Origin of the sequence: Sphingomonas sp. LT1P40 (assembly GCF_036663835.1) — a bacterium.
Classification (GTDB): Bacteria; Pseudomonadota; Alphaproteobacteria; order Sphingomonadales; family Sphingomonadaceae; genus Sphingomonas.
The window spans coordinates 711,947-728,214 of the sequence record NZ_JAXOJT010000002.1 but is presented as its reverse complement, the minus strand read 5'-3'; the positions used below and the strand labels follow the sequence as shown (position 1 = coordinate 728,214).

The 16,268-nt window shown below is 65.9% G+C and carries 19 protein-coding genes and 1 tRNA gene; 12 read left to right on the top strand and 8 right to left on the bottom strand.

All coding sequences use genetic code 11. From position 1 onward, the window contains the following. Nucleotides 1–19: 19 nt before the first annotated feature. Together U1702_RS15055 and U1702_RS15050 are read left to right on the top strand one after the other, a co-directional pair. Nucleotides 20–1,039: an NAD(P)H-dependent flavin oxidoreductase gene (locus tag U1702_RS15055; protein ID WP_332726000.1), complete on the top strand. Its 1,020-nt coding sequence runs from the start codon at nucleotides 20–22 to the stop codon at nucleotides 1,037–1,039. Between the two features lie 75 nt (nucleotides 1,040–1,114). After that, nucleotides 1,115–1,190, top strand: a tRNA-Val gene (locus tag U1702_RS15050). Between the two features lie 160 nt (nucleotides 1,191–1,350). Here U1702_RS15050 and U1702_RS15045 read toward each other — a convergent pair. Beyond that, nucleotides 1,351–1,713, bottom strand: coding sequence for a hypothetical protein (locus U1702_RS15045; protein WP_332725999.1), 363 nt, complete (start codon nucleotides 1,711–1,713; stop codon nucleotides 1,351–1,353). A gap of 66 nt (nucleotides 1,714–1,779) precedes the next feature. After that, nucleotides 1,780–2,349, bottom strand: coding sequence for a helix-turn-helix domain-containing protein (locus U1702_RS15040; RefSeq protein WP_332725998.1), 570 nt, complete (start codon nucleotides 2,347–2,349; stop codon nucleotides 1,780–1,782). 91 nt (nucleotides 2,350–2,440) lie between these two features. Here U1702_RS15040 and U1702_RS15035 point away from each other — a divergent pair, with 91 nt between their 5' ends. Further along, complete coding sequence (locus U1702_RS15035) at nucleotides 2,441–2,920, top strand: DUF6456 domain-containing protein (RefSeq protein WP_332725997.1); 480 nt, start codon at nucleotides 2,441–2,443, stop codon at nucleotides 2,918–2,920. 4 nt (nucleotides 2,921–2,924) lie between these two features. Here U1702_RS15035 and U1702_RS15030 read toward each other — a convergent pair whose 3' ends face one another. The 3 genes from U1702_RS15030 to U1702_RS15020 are packed head-to-tail and all read right to left on the bottom strand — an operon-like array spanning nucleotide 2,925 to nucleotide 6,361. Beyond that, nucleotides 2,925–3,389, bottom strand: coding sequence for a hypothetical protein (locus U1702_RS15030; protein WP_332725996.1), 465 nt, complete (start codon nucleotides 3,387–3,389; stop codon nucleotides 2,925–2,927). 3 nt (nucleotides 3,390–3,392) lie between these two features. Beyond that, nucleotides 3,393–3,821 (bottom strand): hypothetical protein, encoded by a 429-nt coding sequence (locus U1702_RS15025; protein ID WP_332725995.1) that lies wholly within the window; start codon nucleotides 3,819–3,821, stop codon nucleotides 3,393–3,395. Between the two features lie 44 nt (nucleotides 3,822–3,865). Continuing rightward, nucleotides 3,866–6,361, bottom strand: a complete 2,496-nt coding sequence (locus U1702_RS15020; RefSeq protein WP_332725994.1) for a DUF2339 domain-containing protein — start codon at nucleotides 6,359–6,361, stop codon at nucleotides 3,866–3,868. 103 nt (nucleotides 6,362–6,464) lie between these two features. On the opposite strand from U1702_RS15020, the gene dapF reads away from it, so the two are divergent. From dapF to U1702_RS14980, 8 genes are all read left to right on the top strand, one after another. Beyond that, a complete protein-coding gene (gene dapF / locus U1702_RS15015; protein ID WP_332725993.1) occupies nucleotides 6,465–7,403 on the top strand; it encodes a diaminopimelate epimerase in 939 nt (312 codons plus the stop codon). A gap of 155 nt (nucleotides 7,404–7,558) precedes the next feature. Then, nucleotides 7,559–8,335 (top strand): hypothetical protein, encoded by a 777-nt coding sequence (locus U1702_RS15010; RefSeq protein WP_332725992.1) that lies wholly within the window; start codon nucleotides 7,559–7,561, stop codon nucleotides 8,333–8,335. Next, nucleotides 8,332–9,642 carry a DNA-packaging protein gene (locus U1702_RS15005; protein ID WP_443026851.1) on the top strand — a complete coding sequence of 437 codons (1,311 nt, stop codon included), beginning with the start codon at nucleotides 8,332–8,334 and terminating at the stop codon, nucleotides 9,640–9,642. Before U1702_RS15010 ends, U1702_RS15005 begins: the two co-directional genes overlap by 4 nt. Nucleotides 9,643–10,337: 695 nt before the next feature. After that, the gene (locus U1702_RS15000) at nucleotides 10,338–10,694 is read left to right on the top strand and encodes a hypothetical protein (protein WP_332725991.1); all 357 of its coding nucleotides are present in this window, start codon (nucleotides 10,338–10,340) and stop codon (nucleotides 10,692–10,694) included. A 20-nt stretch (nucleotides 10,695–10,714) separates the two neighbouring features. Beyond that, on the top strand, nucleotides 10,715–11,386 hold the full coding sequence (locus tag U1702_RS14995; RefSeq protein WP_332725990.1) for a spermidine synthase: 672 nt from the start codon (nucleotides 10,715–10,717) through the stop codon (nucleotides 11,384–11,386). Between the two features lie 89 nt (nucleotides 11,387–11,475). Then, nucleotides 11,476–12,588: a phage portal protein gene (locus U1702_RS14990; RefSeq protein ID WP_332725989.1), complete on the top strand. Its 1,113-nt coding sequence runs from the start codon at nucleotides 11,476–11,478 to the stop codon at nucleotides 12,586–12,588. Then, nucleotides 12,585–12,890 carry a DUF6127 family protein gene (locus U1702_RS14985; protein ID WP_332725988.1) on the top strand — a complete coding sequence of 102 codons (306 nt, stop codon included), beginning with the start codon at nucleotides 12,585–12,587 and terminating at the stop codon, nucleotides 12,888–12,890. The genes U1702_RS14990 and U1702_RS14985 overlap by 4 nt, the downstream gene beginning before the upstream one ends. Then, nucleotides 12,887–13,294 carry an HK97 family phage prohead protease gene (locus U1702_RS14980; protein WP_332725987.1) on the top strand — a complete coding sequence of 136 codons (408 nt, stop codon included), beginning with the start codon at nucleotides 12,887–12,889 and terminating at the stop codon, nucleotides 13,292–13,294. The genes U1702_RS14985 and U1702_RS14980 overlap by 4 nt, the downstream gene beginning before the upstream one ends. Here U1702_RS14980 and U1702_RS14975 read toward each other — a convergent pair. Genes U1702_RS14975 through U1702_RS14965 form a run of 3 tightly spaced genes read right to left on the bottom strand, consistent with a single transcriptional unit; the run spans nucleotide 13,279 to nucleotide 15,070 of the window. Then, the gene (locus tag U1702_RS14975; protein WP_332725986.1) at nucleotides 13,279–13,863 is read right to left on the bottom strand and encodes a hypothetical protein; all 585 of its coding nucleotides are present in this window, start codon (nucleotides 13,861–13,863) and stop codon (nucleotides 13,279–13,281) included. The two genes, U1702_RS14980 and U1702_RS14975, sit on opposite strands and share 16 nt — an antisense overlap. After that, nucleotides 13,860–14,465: a hypothetical protein gene (locus U1702_RS14970; protein WP_332725985.1), complete on the bottom strand. Its 606-nt coding sequence runs from the start codon at nucleotides 14,463–14,465 to the stop codon at nucleotides 13,860–13,862. The genes U1702_RS14975 and U1702_RS14970 overlap by 4 nt, the downstream gene beginning before the upstream one ends. Continuing rightward, nucleotides 14,462–15,070, bottom strand: a complete 609-nt coding sequence (locus tag U1702_RS14965; protein WP_332725984.1) for a hypothetical protein — start codon at nucleotides 15,068–15,070, stop codon at nucleotides 14,462–14,464. The genes U1702_RS14970 and U1702_RS14965 overlap by 4 nt, the downstream gene beginning before the upstream one ends. A 104-nt stretch (nucleotides 15,071–15,174) precedes the next feature. Between U1702_RS14965 and U1702_RS14960 the strand changes: the two genes are divergently transcribed. Then, on the top strand, nucleotides 15,175–16,230 hold the full coding sequence (locus U1702_RS14960; RefSeq protein ID WP_332725983.1) for a phage major capsid protein: 1,056 nt from the start codon (nucleotides 15,175–15,177) through the stop codon (nucleotides 16,228–16,230). The last annotated feature ends 38 nt before the right edge of the window (nucleotides 16,231–16,268 follow it).

Here is a 16,268-nt window from a genome sequence, read left to right as displayed (position 1 = left end):
CCCCGGCTAGGTCCGCGCCATGAGCATTGGTGAAGAGCGGCTGCAACGCCGCATGGCGCGCGGCGTCGAGTTTCTGGGCAGCGAGACCGCGATCCTGTGCGGGGCGATGTCGTGGGTTAGCGAGCGTAATCTCGTCTCCGCGATTTCCAACGCGGGCGGATTCGGGCTGATCGCGTGCGGGGCGATGACGCCCGAGCTGCTGGATGCCGAGATTGCGGGCACGAAGGCGCTGACGGACAAGCCGTTCGGGGTGAACCTCATCACGATGCACCCGATGCTGTTCGACCTGATCGCGGTGTGCGCGAAGCATGATGTCACGCATATCGTGCTGGCCGGGGGGCTGCCGCCGACGGGTTCGCTGGATGCGATCAAGACGAACGGGGCCAAGCTGATCTGCTTTGCGCCTGCCTTGTCGCTGGCCAAGAAGCTGATCCGCTCGGGCGTCGATGCGCTGGTGGTCGAGGGAATGGAGGCCGGCGGCCATATCGGCCCGGTGTCGACCAGCGTGCTGGCGCAGGAGATCCTACCCGAGGTGGCCGAACAGGTGCCGGTGTTCGTTGCGGGCGGGATCGGGCGCGGCGAGGCGATTGCGGGCTATCTGGATATGGGCGCGGCCGGGGTGCAGCTGGGCACGCGCTTTGCCTGTGCGACCGAGAGCATCGCCCACCCCAATTTCAAGAAGGCGTTCTTCCGCGCCTCCGCGCGCGACGCCATTTCCAGCGTGCAGATCGACCCGCGTTTGCCGGTGATTCCGGTACGCGCGTTGAAGAACGCATCGTCGGAACTGTTCACCGCCAAGCAGCGCGAAGTTGCGGCATTGCTCGACGAGGGCAAGGTCGAGATGATGGAGGCGCAGCTGCAGATCGAGCATTACTGGGCAGGCGCGCTGCGCCGTGCGGTGATCGACGGCGATATCGACAACGGGTCGCTGATGGCGGGCCAGTCGGTCGGCATGGTGAAACAGGAAGAGCCGGTCGCCGAGATCATCGCGCAGCTGATGGCCGAGGCGGCGCACGCGCTGGAGAAGCGGGCGGCCTGACCGCAATGGCATATTGCGTGTCGGCGACCGTTGACCGTCCTGCGAATCCCCCTAAAAGCGGCGAAATCCCGAGAGGGGCGCTTAGCTCAGTTGGTAGAGCATCTCGTTTACACCGAGAGGGTCGGCGGTTCGAGCCCGTCAGCGCCCACCATGCGGGTTGGAGCTATATCAGCCCAAGCGGGCCTGCGAAGCGCGAATTTTTGCGCTCCGGTGCCCACGTACCGAAAGTACGCTGCGCTCCGGTGCTCAAAATTCATCCTTCTCGGCTCCACCTGGACTAATATCGCCCCAACCCGCCGCCTCAAAATGATTTAGTTGGCGCTTACGGTTGCCCTGCCGCCCGCGAGTTTCAGCGTGATATAGCTGTTGTCGCAAATGTTCACGCCGCTCCACACCTGGCTGGTGGTGTCTTCGAACGTCGCCTTGATATCGTAGCGACATTGCTTCGCCGCCTTGTCGAAGCGGACGGTGGTCTTTGCCTTCACCTTGATAACGGGTTCGCGCTTTTGCCCCTCATCGAGCAGTTGCGGCTTAAACTCGGTGCTGCCCGACGGTGCCAGTTCGATCGTCTTGATCGGCTTGCCCGCATCGTTGGTCAGCATGAAATCCCACTCTTCCGCCAAGGCGGGCGTCGCCGCGAGCGTGAGCACGATCAGGCCTGTTGTCATTCGCATGTGCATTCCTCCCCTAAAGGAATGATGCCAGCATGCGCCTGTGTGGGGCGGCGCGCAAGATAGGGGTTAGAGCTGACGAATGAGCTGCACCGCGCAGGCGATCCACGGCGGGTCGGTGACGATCTGTTGCCGCGCGCCGGGGCCGAGCGGGAGGATGTTGAGTCGCCCCCCTTCCCCTTCATGCGCGATCAGGCGGCCGAACAGGAAGCGACCGGCGGGACGCGGGATCAGCACGTCGCGGTTGAGCGCCGGCGCGAACGAACCCGGCGCGAGGCGGCGGCACCAGATGGCGTCGCCCGCGCGATAATCGCCGATGCCGCCGGATACGGTAATCGCTATCAGGTCGGGTTCTGCATGCGGGGGCGTGACGGTGGCGGTGCGCCGCGGTGCCTGTGCCCCCGAGGCGTCGAGCATCGCGGCAACGGGGATGTCGGGGCGGTCGGGCAGCTTGACGAGATCGGCGGCATCGACCCCAAGTGCTGCGGCAATACGGTTGAGCCAGCCGACCGAGACGGTACGCGTGCCGGTCTCAAGCCGCCCGATCGTCTGCGCGGTAGTGGGTGGATCGCAGCGTGTGGCGACATCTTCGAGGGTCAACCCCTTGGCACGGCGGACTTCGCGGATGGCGGTGATCATCTGGCGGCCTTGATAGAACCTATGTGGTTAAATCACTTTCCTACAAGCGTGACGATATGGCAAGGGTGATTCGTTGTTGCGGGAGAGGTGCATGCGCGAGCTGGTAGAACGGTCGATCGAGGACGGGCGCGTGGTTACGGGCGTGGCGGCACGCCGAGCCGGTCGGCGAGTTACGGTCAATCTGGCCGAATCGCCGCTGGGCTGGTTGCGGTCACGCGGGCTGGTCAATTCCCGCCAGTTTGAGGCGGGGGAGCGGTTGCGCGGCGATTACGAGATGGCTGCATTGGGGCCGCGCGTTACGATGAGCTGGGACGCGGCACCCACGGCACGACGCGGCGGGGTGCCGGGCGGAGGGCTGGACCCGACACTGTCGCAGATTTCCGCGAAGCGGCGGTTCGACGCGGCGGTCGCGGCGGCGGGGCCGGGGCTGTCTGACATTCTGTGGCGGGTAGTGTGCGCGGGCGAGGCCATGCCGGATGCGGAGAAGGCGCTGGGCTGGCCCGCGCGAGCCGGGCGGCTGGTGTTGACGCTGGCGCTGGATCGCCTGGCGGATCATTACGGATTGAAATGAAGCGCTAGTTCGTCATCAGCAGCACGTCCGTCTTAGCCGCACCGGGGTTGGATATGCGGGCGATGAGTTTGCCGGAGCCGGGGGCGATGCGGCAACTGAGCAGTGCGGCACGGCTGGTGTCGGCGCAGACTTGTCTCCCCTCCCCGTCGACGACGGCGAGCGTGACCGGGGCCGGGCCGATGCGACGGAGCGCGACCATGAGCGGCTCGCCGGGGCGGCGGGTAAGTGCGATCGCCCAGTTGCCGCCGCCGGGAACAGTCTGACGGATCGAGGTCGGGCCGTTACCGAGAACGCCGCGTGCGGCATCCGCGTCGGCGGCAGCAATCTCGTCGAGAAGCGCGGGGTTGCCCGCTGCCATCGCGCGCGCCTCTGCCCGCATTTCGGCACCGGTGACGGGACGGGGTTCCTCGGCACCTGCCGCCGGGCTGGCGACCAAGGCGAGGGCAGCGAGGAGACGCGCGATGGCCATCGCTCAGGCGGCGTCGGCGTTGTGGGCAATCGTCATCGGACCATTCCAGACCGGTTCGCCGATGCGAAAGCGCAAATTGGCAGGCTGGGTGGCGGTGAGACCGATGCCGTTGCCCCGATAGGCGACGACCCAACTATCGGCGACGTAGCAACCAGCGATCGGGCGGGTGTAGCCATATTGCACGGCGTTGATCTCGCTCAGCAATGCACGATCGCCATTGGCCAGCAGGCGTGCCTCGGCGAACAAGGCGGGCGGGGTTGCGGCACCGGGGGCGAAGGCTTCGCGCGGGAGTGTGGCGAGGAGGCGGGCCGCCTCGATCATTGCGACGGCATCGCGCGCGGCGCGGGCATAGCCGGCGAGTTCGGCGGCGAGGCCGAGGGTCTCGGCGGCGGCGAGCTCGGCAGGATCGGCGATGCGCACAGTGCGGGTCATTGGTCTCACTCCCTGTTGGTGTGAGGCCGAGATGCCTGATCGGGTCAGGTTGGTTCTACTGACGCTTTCGGTCGAGTTGCGAGGAAGCGGGTGTAGACCCAGCCGAGTGCAATGAGCGCAATACCTAGGCCGAGGAAGGAGACCACGCGGAGAAGTCCGTCAAGGGCCGAGGCATCGACGAGGAAAACCTTGATCGTGACGGCGGTGAGCAGACCGAGGCCGGCGAAACGCAGGTCGCGTGCGCCGCTGCGGATACCAAGCGCCAGCCAGCCGAGTGCGAGCAGCATGAAGGCGGCGGAATAGCCGTAAGTCTCTCCGGTCCCCAGCGGGCCTGTCAGGAGGGTGCCGTGCGCGGCCTGACGGATGCCGATGGCGACGGCGACGAGGGTGAAGGCCATGCCGAGATTGCGCCACGGACGGTCGATCGCAAAGGTCCAGCACCAGGCGGCGGCGAGCGCGGCGTGAAGGACGGCAGCGTTGAGGAGGGGAATACCGCCAACCTGCTGTGCGACCAGCGCAGGGTTGAGAAACATGAGGTCGAACCAGGCGAAGCGGACGAGCGCGAGGCCGAACAGATAGATGCCCGCCGTGCCGAGACCGGGGCGGCGCAGGAGCAGCCAGCCAGCGGCGAACAGCGCCTGGGTGATGAGTGCCCGCTCGACAAAGCCCCATGCGATGAAAGCGGGTTCATCGGCGATGGCGAACGGGAGCTTGGCGAGGTGATAGAGAAGGAGCAGGCCGATCACGATCGCGGCGATCAGCGCGGCGGGGCGGGCGCGGGCGAATTGACGGCGGTCGGCGAGCAGGATTGCAGTGGCGACGAGCGGCGGGAGGATATGACGGAAGGCTTCACCGAGATTGGGGAGCAGATTGTAGGTAAGGTGTTCGCCGCTGGCGGAGGTGGCAATGAGCTCGACATAGGTGCCGAGCGGCATGATGCCCGCGATGAGGGTTGCGGCGATGGCGAGCGTGGGGAGCTGGAACAGCGTGGCGTCTTTGGTCTCGCGCGCCCACCAGCCGAGCGCCAGCGCGATGGCGGTGAGCGGCAGGGCGAGCCAGTCGAACCCGGCGAGTTGGCCGAGCGCGGCGGCGGCAAGGATTGCGGCGGTGAGCGCGCCGCCGACGAGGCCGGGATCGCGGGTGTCAATCTGTGCGCGGCGGCGGAAGCTGACCCATAAGGCGAGGGCGGCAGCGATGAGTTCGAGCGTGGCCCATCGCCAGTCGGTGAGGCGGTTGGACACGAGGAGATTGGCCAGCATGACCGGCGCGGCGATGCCACCGAGCGCGACAATCGCCCAACTGCGAGCCCTATGAAGGAGCCATAGGCCGGGCGCGGCGAACAGGATGGCGGCGACGATCGTCGCGGTGAGTGTGATGCCGGGTTGCGACATGGTCAGGCCGATGGTGATGAGGACGAGCGTAAGGCCCAACGCCGCGAGCAGGCCGGGCAGGTAGCGGTCGTCGCGCCACGCCAGGATCAGCGCGGCGGCGGCGAGGGTCAAATATAGGCCCCAGCCGAGCGGGCTGAAGTCGAGCGCAGGGGCGAAGGCGAGCAGCTGGACGAGGCCGGCGACGAGCGGCGCGAGCCGGAGCCACGCGGATTCCACACCGGCGCGGGGGAGCGCGAGGCTGGCGGCTATGGCCAGAAGAACGGCGAATCCTGCCGGGGCGGCGAGATCGTTTCCGCCGAGCGCGAACAGCAGGAAGTTGATCCAGCCGAACCCGGCGACGGTGGCGGCGATGGCGAGCCAGGCCCAGCCGCGCTGTATTGCCAGACCGAATAATGCGCCGGTGAACAGTGCGAGATAGACCAGCAGTGGCGCGATCCCGGCGGCGTCATATCCGGCGACGAGCGGTGCGACGAAGCCGCCGACAAGCGCGAGGATGGCGGTGGGCGGGCCGTGGCGCAGCGCCAGGAACAGGCCGATCGCGGTGACGCCGAGCATCAGGATGAAGGCCGGAAGCGGCGCGATCAGATGGTAGAGCGCGGCCGCCATATATAATGTCCCGTAGGCACTGGCGATGCCTGCCCCGGCCAGTGCCTGGGCGATGCGCGGATCGTCGCTGGTGGCGGGGAGGCGGCGGGCGACCTCGCTGGCAGCGACCAGCGCGACGGCGAAGAGTGCGGCAAGCGTGGTGCGGACGGCGGGGCCGAGGAGGCCGGTTTCTATGGAGTATCTTACCAGGAAAAATCCCGCCGCGACGAGGGCGATGGCGCCGATCCAGACGGGCAGGCGTGCGCCGATAAGCGATTCGAGGCCGGGGCGAGCGGTGGGTTCAGCGACGAACGCCGACTCCGGTTCGGCTTCGACCGGTTCGGGCGGTGCAGGGGACGCAGTCCAGACCGTGGCCGTTTCGAGCGGGGCGGCTTCCGGTTCGGGTTCCACACGTGGTGCCGCTTCCGCGGCGATGAACTCGACCGGCGCGGGGCGGGTGCGTTCGAGCTGGTCGAGGCGGCGTGTCAGCTGCTTCAGCTTCTGAGCCTGTGCTGCGGCAACGACGCCGAGAACCACGAGGGCGAGAAACAGAATGCCGTCCATCGCCGACCTTGTTGCAGCTTGGGAAGGCGAGCGCCAGTACGGGTTTGCGGGGGCCCAGGCGAACTGCGGTTGCGTGCGACGATGGCGGGTCTAGATGCGGGGCATGGAGATCGCTTTCACCAAATGCCACGGGTCGGGGAATGATTTCGCGTTGGTCGACGCCCGCGCGCTGACGCTGTCGGATGCGGAGTGGTCGCGGATTGCGCGGACATTGTGCGACCGGTCCGGGCCGGTTGGCGCGGACGGGGTGTTGTTGCTGGTCGCGGGTGATGCCGCCCATGATTTCGGAATGCGCGTTATCAATGCCGACGGGTCGGAGCCGGAGACGTGCCTGAACGGCCTGCGGTGCGTGGCGCGGGCGGGGTTTGAGGCGCTGGGGCTGAGCGCGGCGCGGGTGAAGCTGAAGACGAGCAGTGCCGAGGTGGCGCTGGCGGATGAACTGAGCGCGGGCGTTTATACCGTGCGGACGACGGTGGGGCCGGTGTCGTTAGACCCGGTGGATGTGGGGCTGCGCGTGGCGGCACCGGTGATCGATTCGGGGGTGCCGGGATTGCCGAACGGACGGGCGTTCACCGGGGTGGCGATGCCGAACCCGCATTTGATCGCGTTCGCGGACAAAGTGGACGTGGCCGAGCTGGTCGCGCTGGGCGACTGGTGCGAGGCGCGGCCCGATTTGCTGGTGGATAGGGCGAATGTGAGTTTCGTCGAGGTGCGGGGACAGGATCTGTTCGTGCAGACCTATGAGCGCGGCGTCGGGCTGACCGAAGCTTGCGGCACGGCGATGGGGGCGTCGGCGCACGCGGCGGGGCTGACCGGGCGGGTGTCGTTTGGTGGCATGATGACGGTGTTCAATCCTGGCGGGCGCGTGCGGGTACGGGCCGAGGGGCCAAGCGGGGGCGATCGGGTGACGATCGAAGGCAATGCGACGTTCGAGTGGGAGGGCGTGGTTGAGATCGATCCGGCGACGGGGATTGCCGGAGCGGTTCGTGTGACGCGACGACGCGACGACGAGGTTGCAGCATGGGCGGGGGTGGTCGGTTAGAGCTTCGTCCCTATGGTTATCGACAGGCCCTCACCCTTCCGACGGCCTGTTGCTCCCCCCTCTCCCGCAAGCAGAAGAGAGTTTGGGGTAATGAATAACCAAATAGGAACATTTCGCTTGACATCGTCACGCTGATTGGGTACAAATCAGGAACGATGAAGAATTGCGAGTCGGGGCGGCGACGTGGCAAAGCCACGCCGTCGGACGGGTTCGGCATCACGCCGACCCGCCGGCCGCGCGGGCGGCGAGTCCATTTCGTGCTCACGCTCGGCATGGCCGCCTTGGCGGAAGAATTGCGAGTCGGGGCGGTGGCCCTGAACCGGGCCGGGGCGGAAACGCTTTCCGGCCCGATTGCTTTTGGGGGAGCGGCAATGGAGGACAGGATTACATCCGGCGATCGGCGACCCGTTCAAAAACGGGTTGCAGCGCGAGGTTGGACCAAGGCGAAACGCGTGCTGTTTCTGTCGGTGCTGGCCGACAGCTGCAACGTCAAGCGGGCGGCGGCGGCGGCGGGGATGACCGCGAACGGGGTCTATCAGCTGCGCCGGCGCGATCCTGCATTCGCCGATTTGTGGGCCGAAGCGCTGGAGGCGGGCTATGAACGGCTGGAGAATGCGCTGCTCGAACATGCATTGATCGGGGTCAACGCGATCAACATGGGCGACGTTCTGGATGCCGAACCGGTGGACGGCACAAAGATCGTGCCGGGCAGCGGGGTTAGCGCGCGGGCGCTGACACCCGCCACCGTTCAGCTGGCCATGTCATTGCTGAGCCGCCATCGGCAATCGGTGGATGGCCGGGCCATCGCGATCCGTGGCAAACGCGCGACCCCGGAAGAAACCGATGCGGCGTTGAACAAGCAGCTCGATGCGCTGGCGAGCAAACTGAACAAGGGCAAACCCGAAGACAATGCGCCCAAGGGTAATGCGTGAGCGAGGACGATACGCCACCGATCGAGCGGCTGGCGCAATTGTCGCCGGTGCGGCGTCAGGGGATTCTTGCGCGTTTGACTCGCCCGCAACAGATCGAGTTGCGCGAACGCTGGTACGCGTGGGCACATGATGGGCAGCGGGAACCGCCGGGCAACTGGCGAGTGTGGCTGATCCGCGCCGGACGCGGTTTTGGCAAGACGCGCGCTGGCAGCGAGTGGGTGAGCGAATGGGCGCGGCGCGACAAGAAGGCCCGGATCGCACTGATCGGGGCGACGGCGGACGATGTCGCCAAGGTGATGATCGAGGGGCCAAGCGGGCTGATCGCGGTGGCGCGGGCGGGCGAGGCGATCAGATGGCGGGCGAGCGTGGGCGAGGTGCGCTTTGCATCGGGTGCGAAGGGCTTTGTCTATTCGTCGGAGACGCCGGAGAAGTTGCGCGGGCCTGAACATGATGCGGCGTGGTGCGACGAGCTGGCCAAATGGCGGCGCGGCGATGCGACCTGGGATAACCTTATGATGGGCATGCGGATCGGCGAGCGACCGCGCATCGTGGTGACGACGACGCCGCGCCCGGTGAAGCTGATGAAGCGGGTGATGGCGTTGCCCGATTGCGTCGAGACACGGGGGCGGACGCGGGACAACCCGCATTTGCCCGCCAGTTTCGTGAGCGCGATGATTGGCGAATATGGCGCGACGTTACTGGGGCGGCAGGAGCTGGACGGCGAGCTGATCGAGGATGTCGCGGGCGCATTGTGGACGCGGGCGATGATCGAGCGCTGTCGGGGGGCGAAGCCGGTGGATGTCGTGCGCGTGGTGGTGGGGGTCGATCCGCCCGCCAGCGCCGGCGGCGATGCGTGCGGCATCGTGGCGGTGGCGCTGGACAGCGAGGGTGTGGCGCATGTGGTGGCGGATGCGAGCGTGGCGGGATTGTCGCCCGAGGGCTGGGCGCGGGCGGTGGCGCAGTGCGCGAAGGAAGTCGGGGCCGACCGGGTGATCGCGGAGAAGAATCAGGGCGGCGATATGGTCGAGAGCGTATTGCGGGCGGTGAATGCGACCATGTCGCTGACTTTGGTACATGCGTCGCGCGGCAAGGTGACACGGGCCGAGCCGGTGGCGGCGTTGTACGAGAAAGGCCGCGTGCGCCATGCGGGCGTGTTTCGTGAGCTGGAGGATGAGTTGTGCGGGCTGGTCGTCGGCGGTGCCTATGAGGGGCCGGGGCGGTCGCCGGATCGGGCGGATGCGCTGGTGTGGGCGGTGTGGGCGCTGATGCTGGGGCCGAAGGGCGAGGTTGGGGTGCGGGGGTTGTAGGGCGGCGTAAGCGGAATGGCAGGTTACGACCCAGTTGCGGACGTTCGGCTAATTATCAAGCTGATGCGACCTGTCCGTTCTGTGGTCGTGGCCGCAATGGCCGCAGATTTTACGCGGCCACGGCGTTGACCATGCGAAGAAACCTTTACGGGTTTGAAACAGAGATAACCCGCATTGAGGGCAACGAAACACAAACATCATCACCGCACCGTGGCTTAGCCAAAAGACACCGCCAGCGATAACTCCAGCTTCGCCAAAACGCGCCCAGAGTACCGATATCCATAAAGGGAATGTAACGAAAACAACCAGCGTCCAAGCAACAAACCACCAAGATTTCTTATATAGCGACATCAGCCCGTTATTGAATATTCTGTTAGGCGTAGCAACGGTCGTTCCCCACCCAAAGCAGCCGGACCCAAGCTGCACAGTCGCGGATTTTCTAGCCCCACCCGCCTTCGCGGGAGGGGTTGGGAGGGTCTTCTTCTGTCGTCAGGTTGCGGGCTGATTTGATGGGGGCTGGTTAGGACAGGCAAAAGAAGAAGGCCCTCACCCAACCCGCATCGGGTGAACAGCGCCCCGCGCTGTTCAGGTCATGCCGGGGGCATGACCGACCCGATGCGCCCGTGAAGAACGGGAGAGGGCTAAGAAGGCAACTTCCTCGAGATTTCGGGCGAAATGCGATTTAAGGGCCGTCAATGAGCGAGCAGAAAATTTGGGATGGCGCGGTCGTCCGCACATGGCTGGAGAGTCGGTTTGCGGCGTCGCGGACCGATCAGGATCGAGCGGATCGGCTGGGGCGGGCGCATGAAGACGACTATGACAAGGCGCTGGCCGAGGAGTTTGTGTGCCGGGCGGTGATGCGCGGCGATGTCGTCGGCGATCAGGCGCGGTTCGGGGAGAAGCTGAAGGGGCTGCTCGACCGGGACGAGTATGTCGCGGCGGGGGTGCATGACGAGCGGCGGTTCGAGCGTGAGGTGCGGGCGTATCTGCGCAAGGTCATCAAGATGACCAAGACGAACAGCGGGTTCGAGAAGCTGCTGCATCATCAGTGAGGTTCGCGTAGAGAGCGGCGATGACGCCACGTGAATTGATCGACATTGCCGAAGTCCCCGGGGGCGAGCCGCTGCGGCTGTTCCGGCGTGGGGGCGATTTCATGATCGTGCTGGATCGCAACGAGTTGATGTCGAGCCGGATGAGTGGGTCGGAAGAGGCTTTGGCAGTGATGACGCTGGAGCGGCTGGCAACGCCTGCTTCGGCGCGGGTGCTGATCGGTGGCTATGGCATGGGGTTTACGTTGCGCGCGGCGCTGGCGTTGATGGGGGCGGACGGACGCTGCGACGTGGCCGAGCTGGTGCCGAAGATCGTGGAGTGGGCGCGGGGCCCGATGGCGGAACTGGCGGCGGGGTGTCTGGACGATCCCCGCGTGACCGTGGTGATGGACGATGTCGGGGTGGTAATTGCGGACGCGCGGGCGAGTTATGATGCGATCCTGCTGGACGTGGATAATGGGCCGGACGGGCTGACGCGGCTGGAGAATGACCGGCTGTATACCGCGCGCGGGCTGGAAAAGGCGCGGCTGGCGTTGAAGCCGGGGGGCGTGCTGGCGGTGTGGTCGGCGGGGCCGGACGTGAAGTTCAAGCGGCGCATGGGCGATGCCGGGTTTGCGGTGGAAGAAGTGGCTGTGCGGGCTCGGTCGAACGGCAAGGGGCCGAAGCACGTGATCTGGTTTGGGACCAAGCGGTAGTTCGATTCTTTAGGCGCGCAGACGCGCGCACCCACCCCCCGCCCCTCCCTTGCAGGGAGGGGAGTTTGAGGGGGCATTAGGAGATCATCATGAACTGGTTCGGACGGAAGTCCGGGCGCGATGTTTCGCGTCCGGTGTTGGCGCGTGGGAGCGGTATGACCGCCCCGCTGGGCGAATGGCCGCAAAGCTACGAGGCGCAGGTGCGCGAGGGCTATGCGGGGAATCCGGTGGCGCAGCGCGCGGTGAAGATTGTCGCCGAGGGCGTGGCGAGTGCGCCGCTGGTGGCGTCCGATCCGGCATTGTTGGCGCTGGCGACGGCGCGGTCGCAGGGACAGATGCTGGTCGAGACGCTGGCGGCGCAGTTGTTGTTGCACGGCAATGCCTATGTGCAGCTGCTGGGCGATGGTGCGGGCGGTGTGGGCGAGCTGTTCGCGTTGCGGCCCGAACGGGTTTCGGTCGAGACCGATGCGGGCGGGTGGCCCCTCGCCTATCGTTATCGCATTGGCGGCAGCGTGACGCGGATCGCGGCGGAGGATGCGGCGGGCAGGCAGCAGGTGCTGCATCTGAAGGCGTTCAACCCGGTCGACGACCATTACGGGCTGGGGTGCCTGGGCGCGGCATCGGGGGCGGTGGCGATCCACAATGCGGCGACGCGGTGGAACAAGGCGCTGCTCGACAATGCGGCGCGGCCTTCTGGGGCTTTGGTCTATGATCCGGGTGACGGGTCGGCGCTGGCACCGGCGCAGTTCGACCGGTTGAAGAGCGAGATGGAGGCGGGGTTTGCGGGGGCCGCCAATGCCGGGCGGCCGATGTTGCTGGAGGGCGGGTTGAAGTGGCAGGCGATGAGCATGACGCCGGCCGACATGGATTTCGTCGGGCTGAAGGCGGCGGCGGCGCGGGAGATTGCGCTGGCGTTCGGGGTGCCGCCGATGCTGATCGGGCTGCCCGGCGACAACAGCTATGCCAATTACCGCGAGGCGAACAAGGCGGTGTGGCGGATGACCATATTGCCGCTGGCGGACAAGATCCTGACCGAGCTGGCGCAGGGGCTGCGCGGGTGGTTCGCCGATGCGTGGCTGCGCGTCGAGCTCGACAAAGTGCCGGCGATGGCGGAGGACCGCGAGCGGCTGTGGCGCAGCGTGAGCGGGGCGGATTTCCTGACGAGCGAGGAGAAGCGCGCGATGTTGGGGATCGGGCAGTGAACGGCGGTTTGCTCGCGCAGTTGATGGCGCAGGGAGCCGCCGAGGGTGCGGATGTGGCGACGCTGCGCGCGGTGGCCGAGGAGGCAGGGGAATTGGCGGCGAGCCGGGCGCTGGTGCGGCTGGGGCTGGATGATCCGCGCGCTGCGAAGGACATGGCGGAGTTGCGCGAACTGCTGGGGGCGTGGCGTGATGCGAAGCGGTCTGCGGTGAAGGCGGCAATCGGGTGGATCGTGCGGATGGGCCTTGCGCTGGTGATGATCGGGGTGGCGGTGAAATTGGGGTTCTGGGGGCTGGGTCGATGATCCGGTTCGCTGGCTATGCCGCCGTGTTCGATGCGCCGGATCGCGGGGGCGATGTCATTCGAGCGGGGGCGTTCGGGGCGCGGGTGCGGCGGGTGCCGTTGCTGTGGCAGCATCGTGGGCTACCGGTCGGGGTCATCGAGGCGATTGGCGAGGATGCGCGGGGACTGCGGGTGACCGGGCGGGTCGATGCGCCGGAACTGGCGGCGCTGGTGGCGAAAGGGGCGGTTGCGGGGCTGAGTTTCGGATATCGCACGGTGACGGCGCGGCATGGGCGGTGGCGCGAGTTGCGGCGGGTGGAGCTGTGCGAAGTCAGTCTGGTGGCGCGACCGATGCAAAAGCTCGCGCGGGTGCATGCGGTCGAGGCTTTGAACGGCGATGTGCAGCCGGGTCACGACACCATATAGCTAAAGAAGCGAAACAGCGAGAAGCGCGTGCCACTGTAAACGCTGAGATAGAGGCAGATGAGCGCGACGAGGCTGGCAGCGATGGCAATGCGGTGACGCAGGAATATCGCTGCAGTCATCAGGCTGAACCCGGTCAGGTTGACCAGCAGATAGGCGGGCAACCCGTTGGAAGGAACCTTCGGAGATTCGTGGACGAGGATGAGCAGGTTCACGGCAAAAAGCAGACCCAGCACGATGCGGCGGTTGCGATAGAAATAATCGTCGAGATCGGGCCATTCCTCGATATCGCGTGGCACGACCAGCACGCTGGCGGCGAAGGTGGCAACGCCGATCAGCGTGGGTACCGCCAGCCCCATCATCGAAATTTCGACTGACTTGAGACTCATCCACGCGTCGATGAACAACGCCATCAATTGCAGGAACACGAGTGCCCCGAGCAGCGGGGTCAGCAGACCCAGCCGGGGACGCTGGCGGTGGCGCAGCAGGTTCATGAAGCCGAGCAGCAGCTCTGCCACGGCAAGGCCGACGAGCAGACTGTAGAAGGTCATGAAGAATTCGAACTGGCTCATCGCGTTACCTCCGGCAGGCCAGCGAAGATCGGCATGCCGAGATCGCTGTACAGCCATGCGAGGATCAGCATCAGGGCCGCAAGCGCGGCGGCGACGATGCGGCGAGGTCTGGCGAACAGCGCTACAACCGTCAGTCCGATGAGCGCGGCGTTGACGACGAGATAGGGAATGAACCGATCCCAGAGCTGTCGTTCAATCAGGATGCCGACGAAAGGCGCTTCGTAGATGTAGATCAGCACATCCACGACCAGGATCAGTCCAAGGCTCCAGCGCCGGTTGGCGAAGAAATACTCGTCAAGGTCAGTCCATTCGTCGGGCTGGCGGGGCACGACGATAATCGCAACGAAGAACATGAGGACGCCGATCGCAGTGGGCAGTGCGAGCGAATCCATCGTGATGCGGACGTCCTGAAGCCGTCCCCAGGCGTCCATGAAGGTCGACATCAGCATGATGAAGACGAGCAAGCCAAGCAATGGCGTGAGCAGGCCAAGCTTCGGCCGCGCGCGATGGCGCAGGATGTTGCCGAAGCCGAGCAGCAGTTCCGCCACGGCAAGGCCGAGCAGCAGACCGTAAAAGGTCATGAAGAATTCGAACTGGGTCATCCGGCGGGGCTTCCTGCGATGGTCCAGCCGCCCGCGAGCATCGCCTGCACGCCATAGATATAGGCGAAGAACCCGAGCAGGACCGCGAGTGCGGCGATACTGACCGCGACGCGGCGGCTGACCATCAGGACGATATAGGTCGCAAAGAGCAGCAGGTTGCGCAAGATATAGCCGATCAAACCGGGATTCCCCTCGGCAGCGGCCTTTTGAACGAACGGGATTTCGGTGATGAAATGGCCGAGATTGGCGGCGATGAGTAGGCCGACGATCCAGTAGCGGCGTGCGAGGAAATAGTCGGTGAGCGACGGCCAGTCCTCAAGATGCCGCGGGAACGCAATCACTGCGGCGATGAAATAGAAGATGCCGATAAGCGCGGGCAGGCCGAATTCGACCAGGTTGATGTTGATGCCCTGGAGCTTGACCCAGGTGTCGATAAAGGTGGCGCTGATCTCGACCAGGATGAGCAGCGCGACGAGCGGGAGCAGGACGCCCCATTTGGGCTGGGCGCGTTCACGCAGCAGATTGGCGAATCCGCCGAGCAGTTCAGCCACGGCAAGACCGAGCAACAGGCCGTAAAAGGCCATGAAGAATTCGAACTGGCTCATGGCCGCTCCCCCTGAGGGCGCAGCTTAAGGACGGATTTTGTTTGAGCAACAGTGGCTTCGCCGATGGCGGGGCCTTTTTTTGTTTTGCAAGCGGAGGAAATGGAATGGAAATCAAGGCGGATGCACTCGAACAATCGTTCGAGGGACTAGAGACTGCTGGCGTGCCGGCGGCGCGACCGATGCTGGCGGGCGCGCGGGCGCCGAATGGTGCGGCGTTCGAGGGGTTCCTGCGGGCAGGCACCGGGTCGCTGGAGATGAAGGCGATGTCGGGGGCGTCCGACGGCGCGGGGGGCTACGCCATCCCGCGTGAGATCGATGCGCTGGTCGATGCGACTTTGGCGAGCATTTCGCCCATTCGCGCGATCGCCAATGTGGTGACGGTGGGTTCGGCCGGGTATCGCAAGCTGGTGGCGTCGGGTGGCACGCCGTCGGGTTGGGCGGCGGAGACCGGCGCGCGGGCCGAGACCGCGACGGCGGTGTTCAACGAGATCGCGCCGCCGATGGGCGATCTGTTCGCCAACCCCGCCGCGAGCCAGACGATGCTGGACGATGCGGCATTCGACGTCGAGGCGTGGCTGGCCGACGAGATCGCCCGTGAGTTCGCCCGTGCGGAAGGGGCTGCTTATGTGAGCGGCAACGGGACCAACAAGCCCAAGGGCTTTCTGGCCTATTCCACCGCCGCGACGCCGGACACGAGCCGCGCGTTCGGGACATTGCAGCATGTCGCTAGCGGCACTTCGGGGGCGTTTTCGGCCAACCCGGAAGAGAGACTGATCGACCTGGTTCAGGCATTGCGGCCGCCATACCGGCAGGGCGCGGTGTTCGTGATGAATTCGTCGACGCTGGCGCGAATTCGCAAGTTCAAGACGAGCGATGGCGCGTTCCTGTGGGTGCCGGGCATCGCGGCGGGGCAGCCGGCGACGTTGCTGGGCTATCCGGTGGTCGAGGCCGAGGACATGCCGGATATCGCGGCGAACTCGCTGTCGGTGGCGTTCGGCAATTTCAAGGCGGGGTATCTGATCGCCGAGCGCGGCGAGACGCAGGTGCTGCGCGATCCGTACAGCAACAAGCCGTTCGTCCACTTTTACGCAACCAAGCGCGTGGGCGGGGCGGTGACGAACAGCGAGGCGATCAAGCTGCTGAAGTTCAGCGTAAGCTGAGCCTGCTCGACACGCATGATTATCGGGAGGGGCATCGT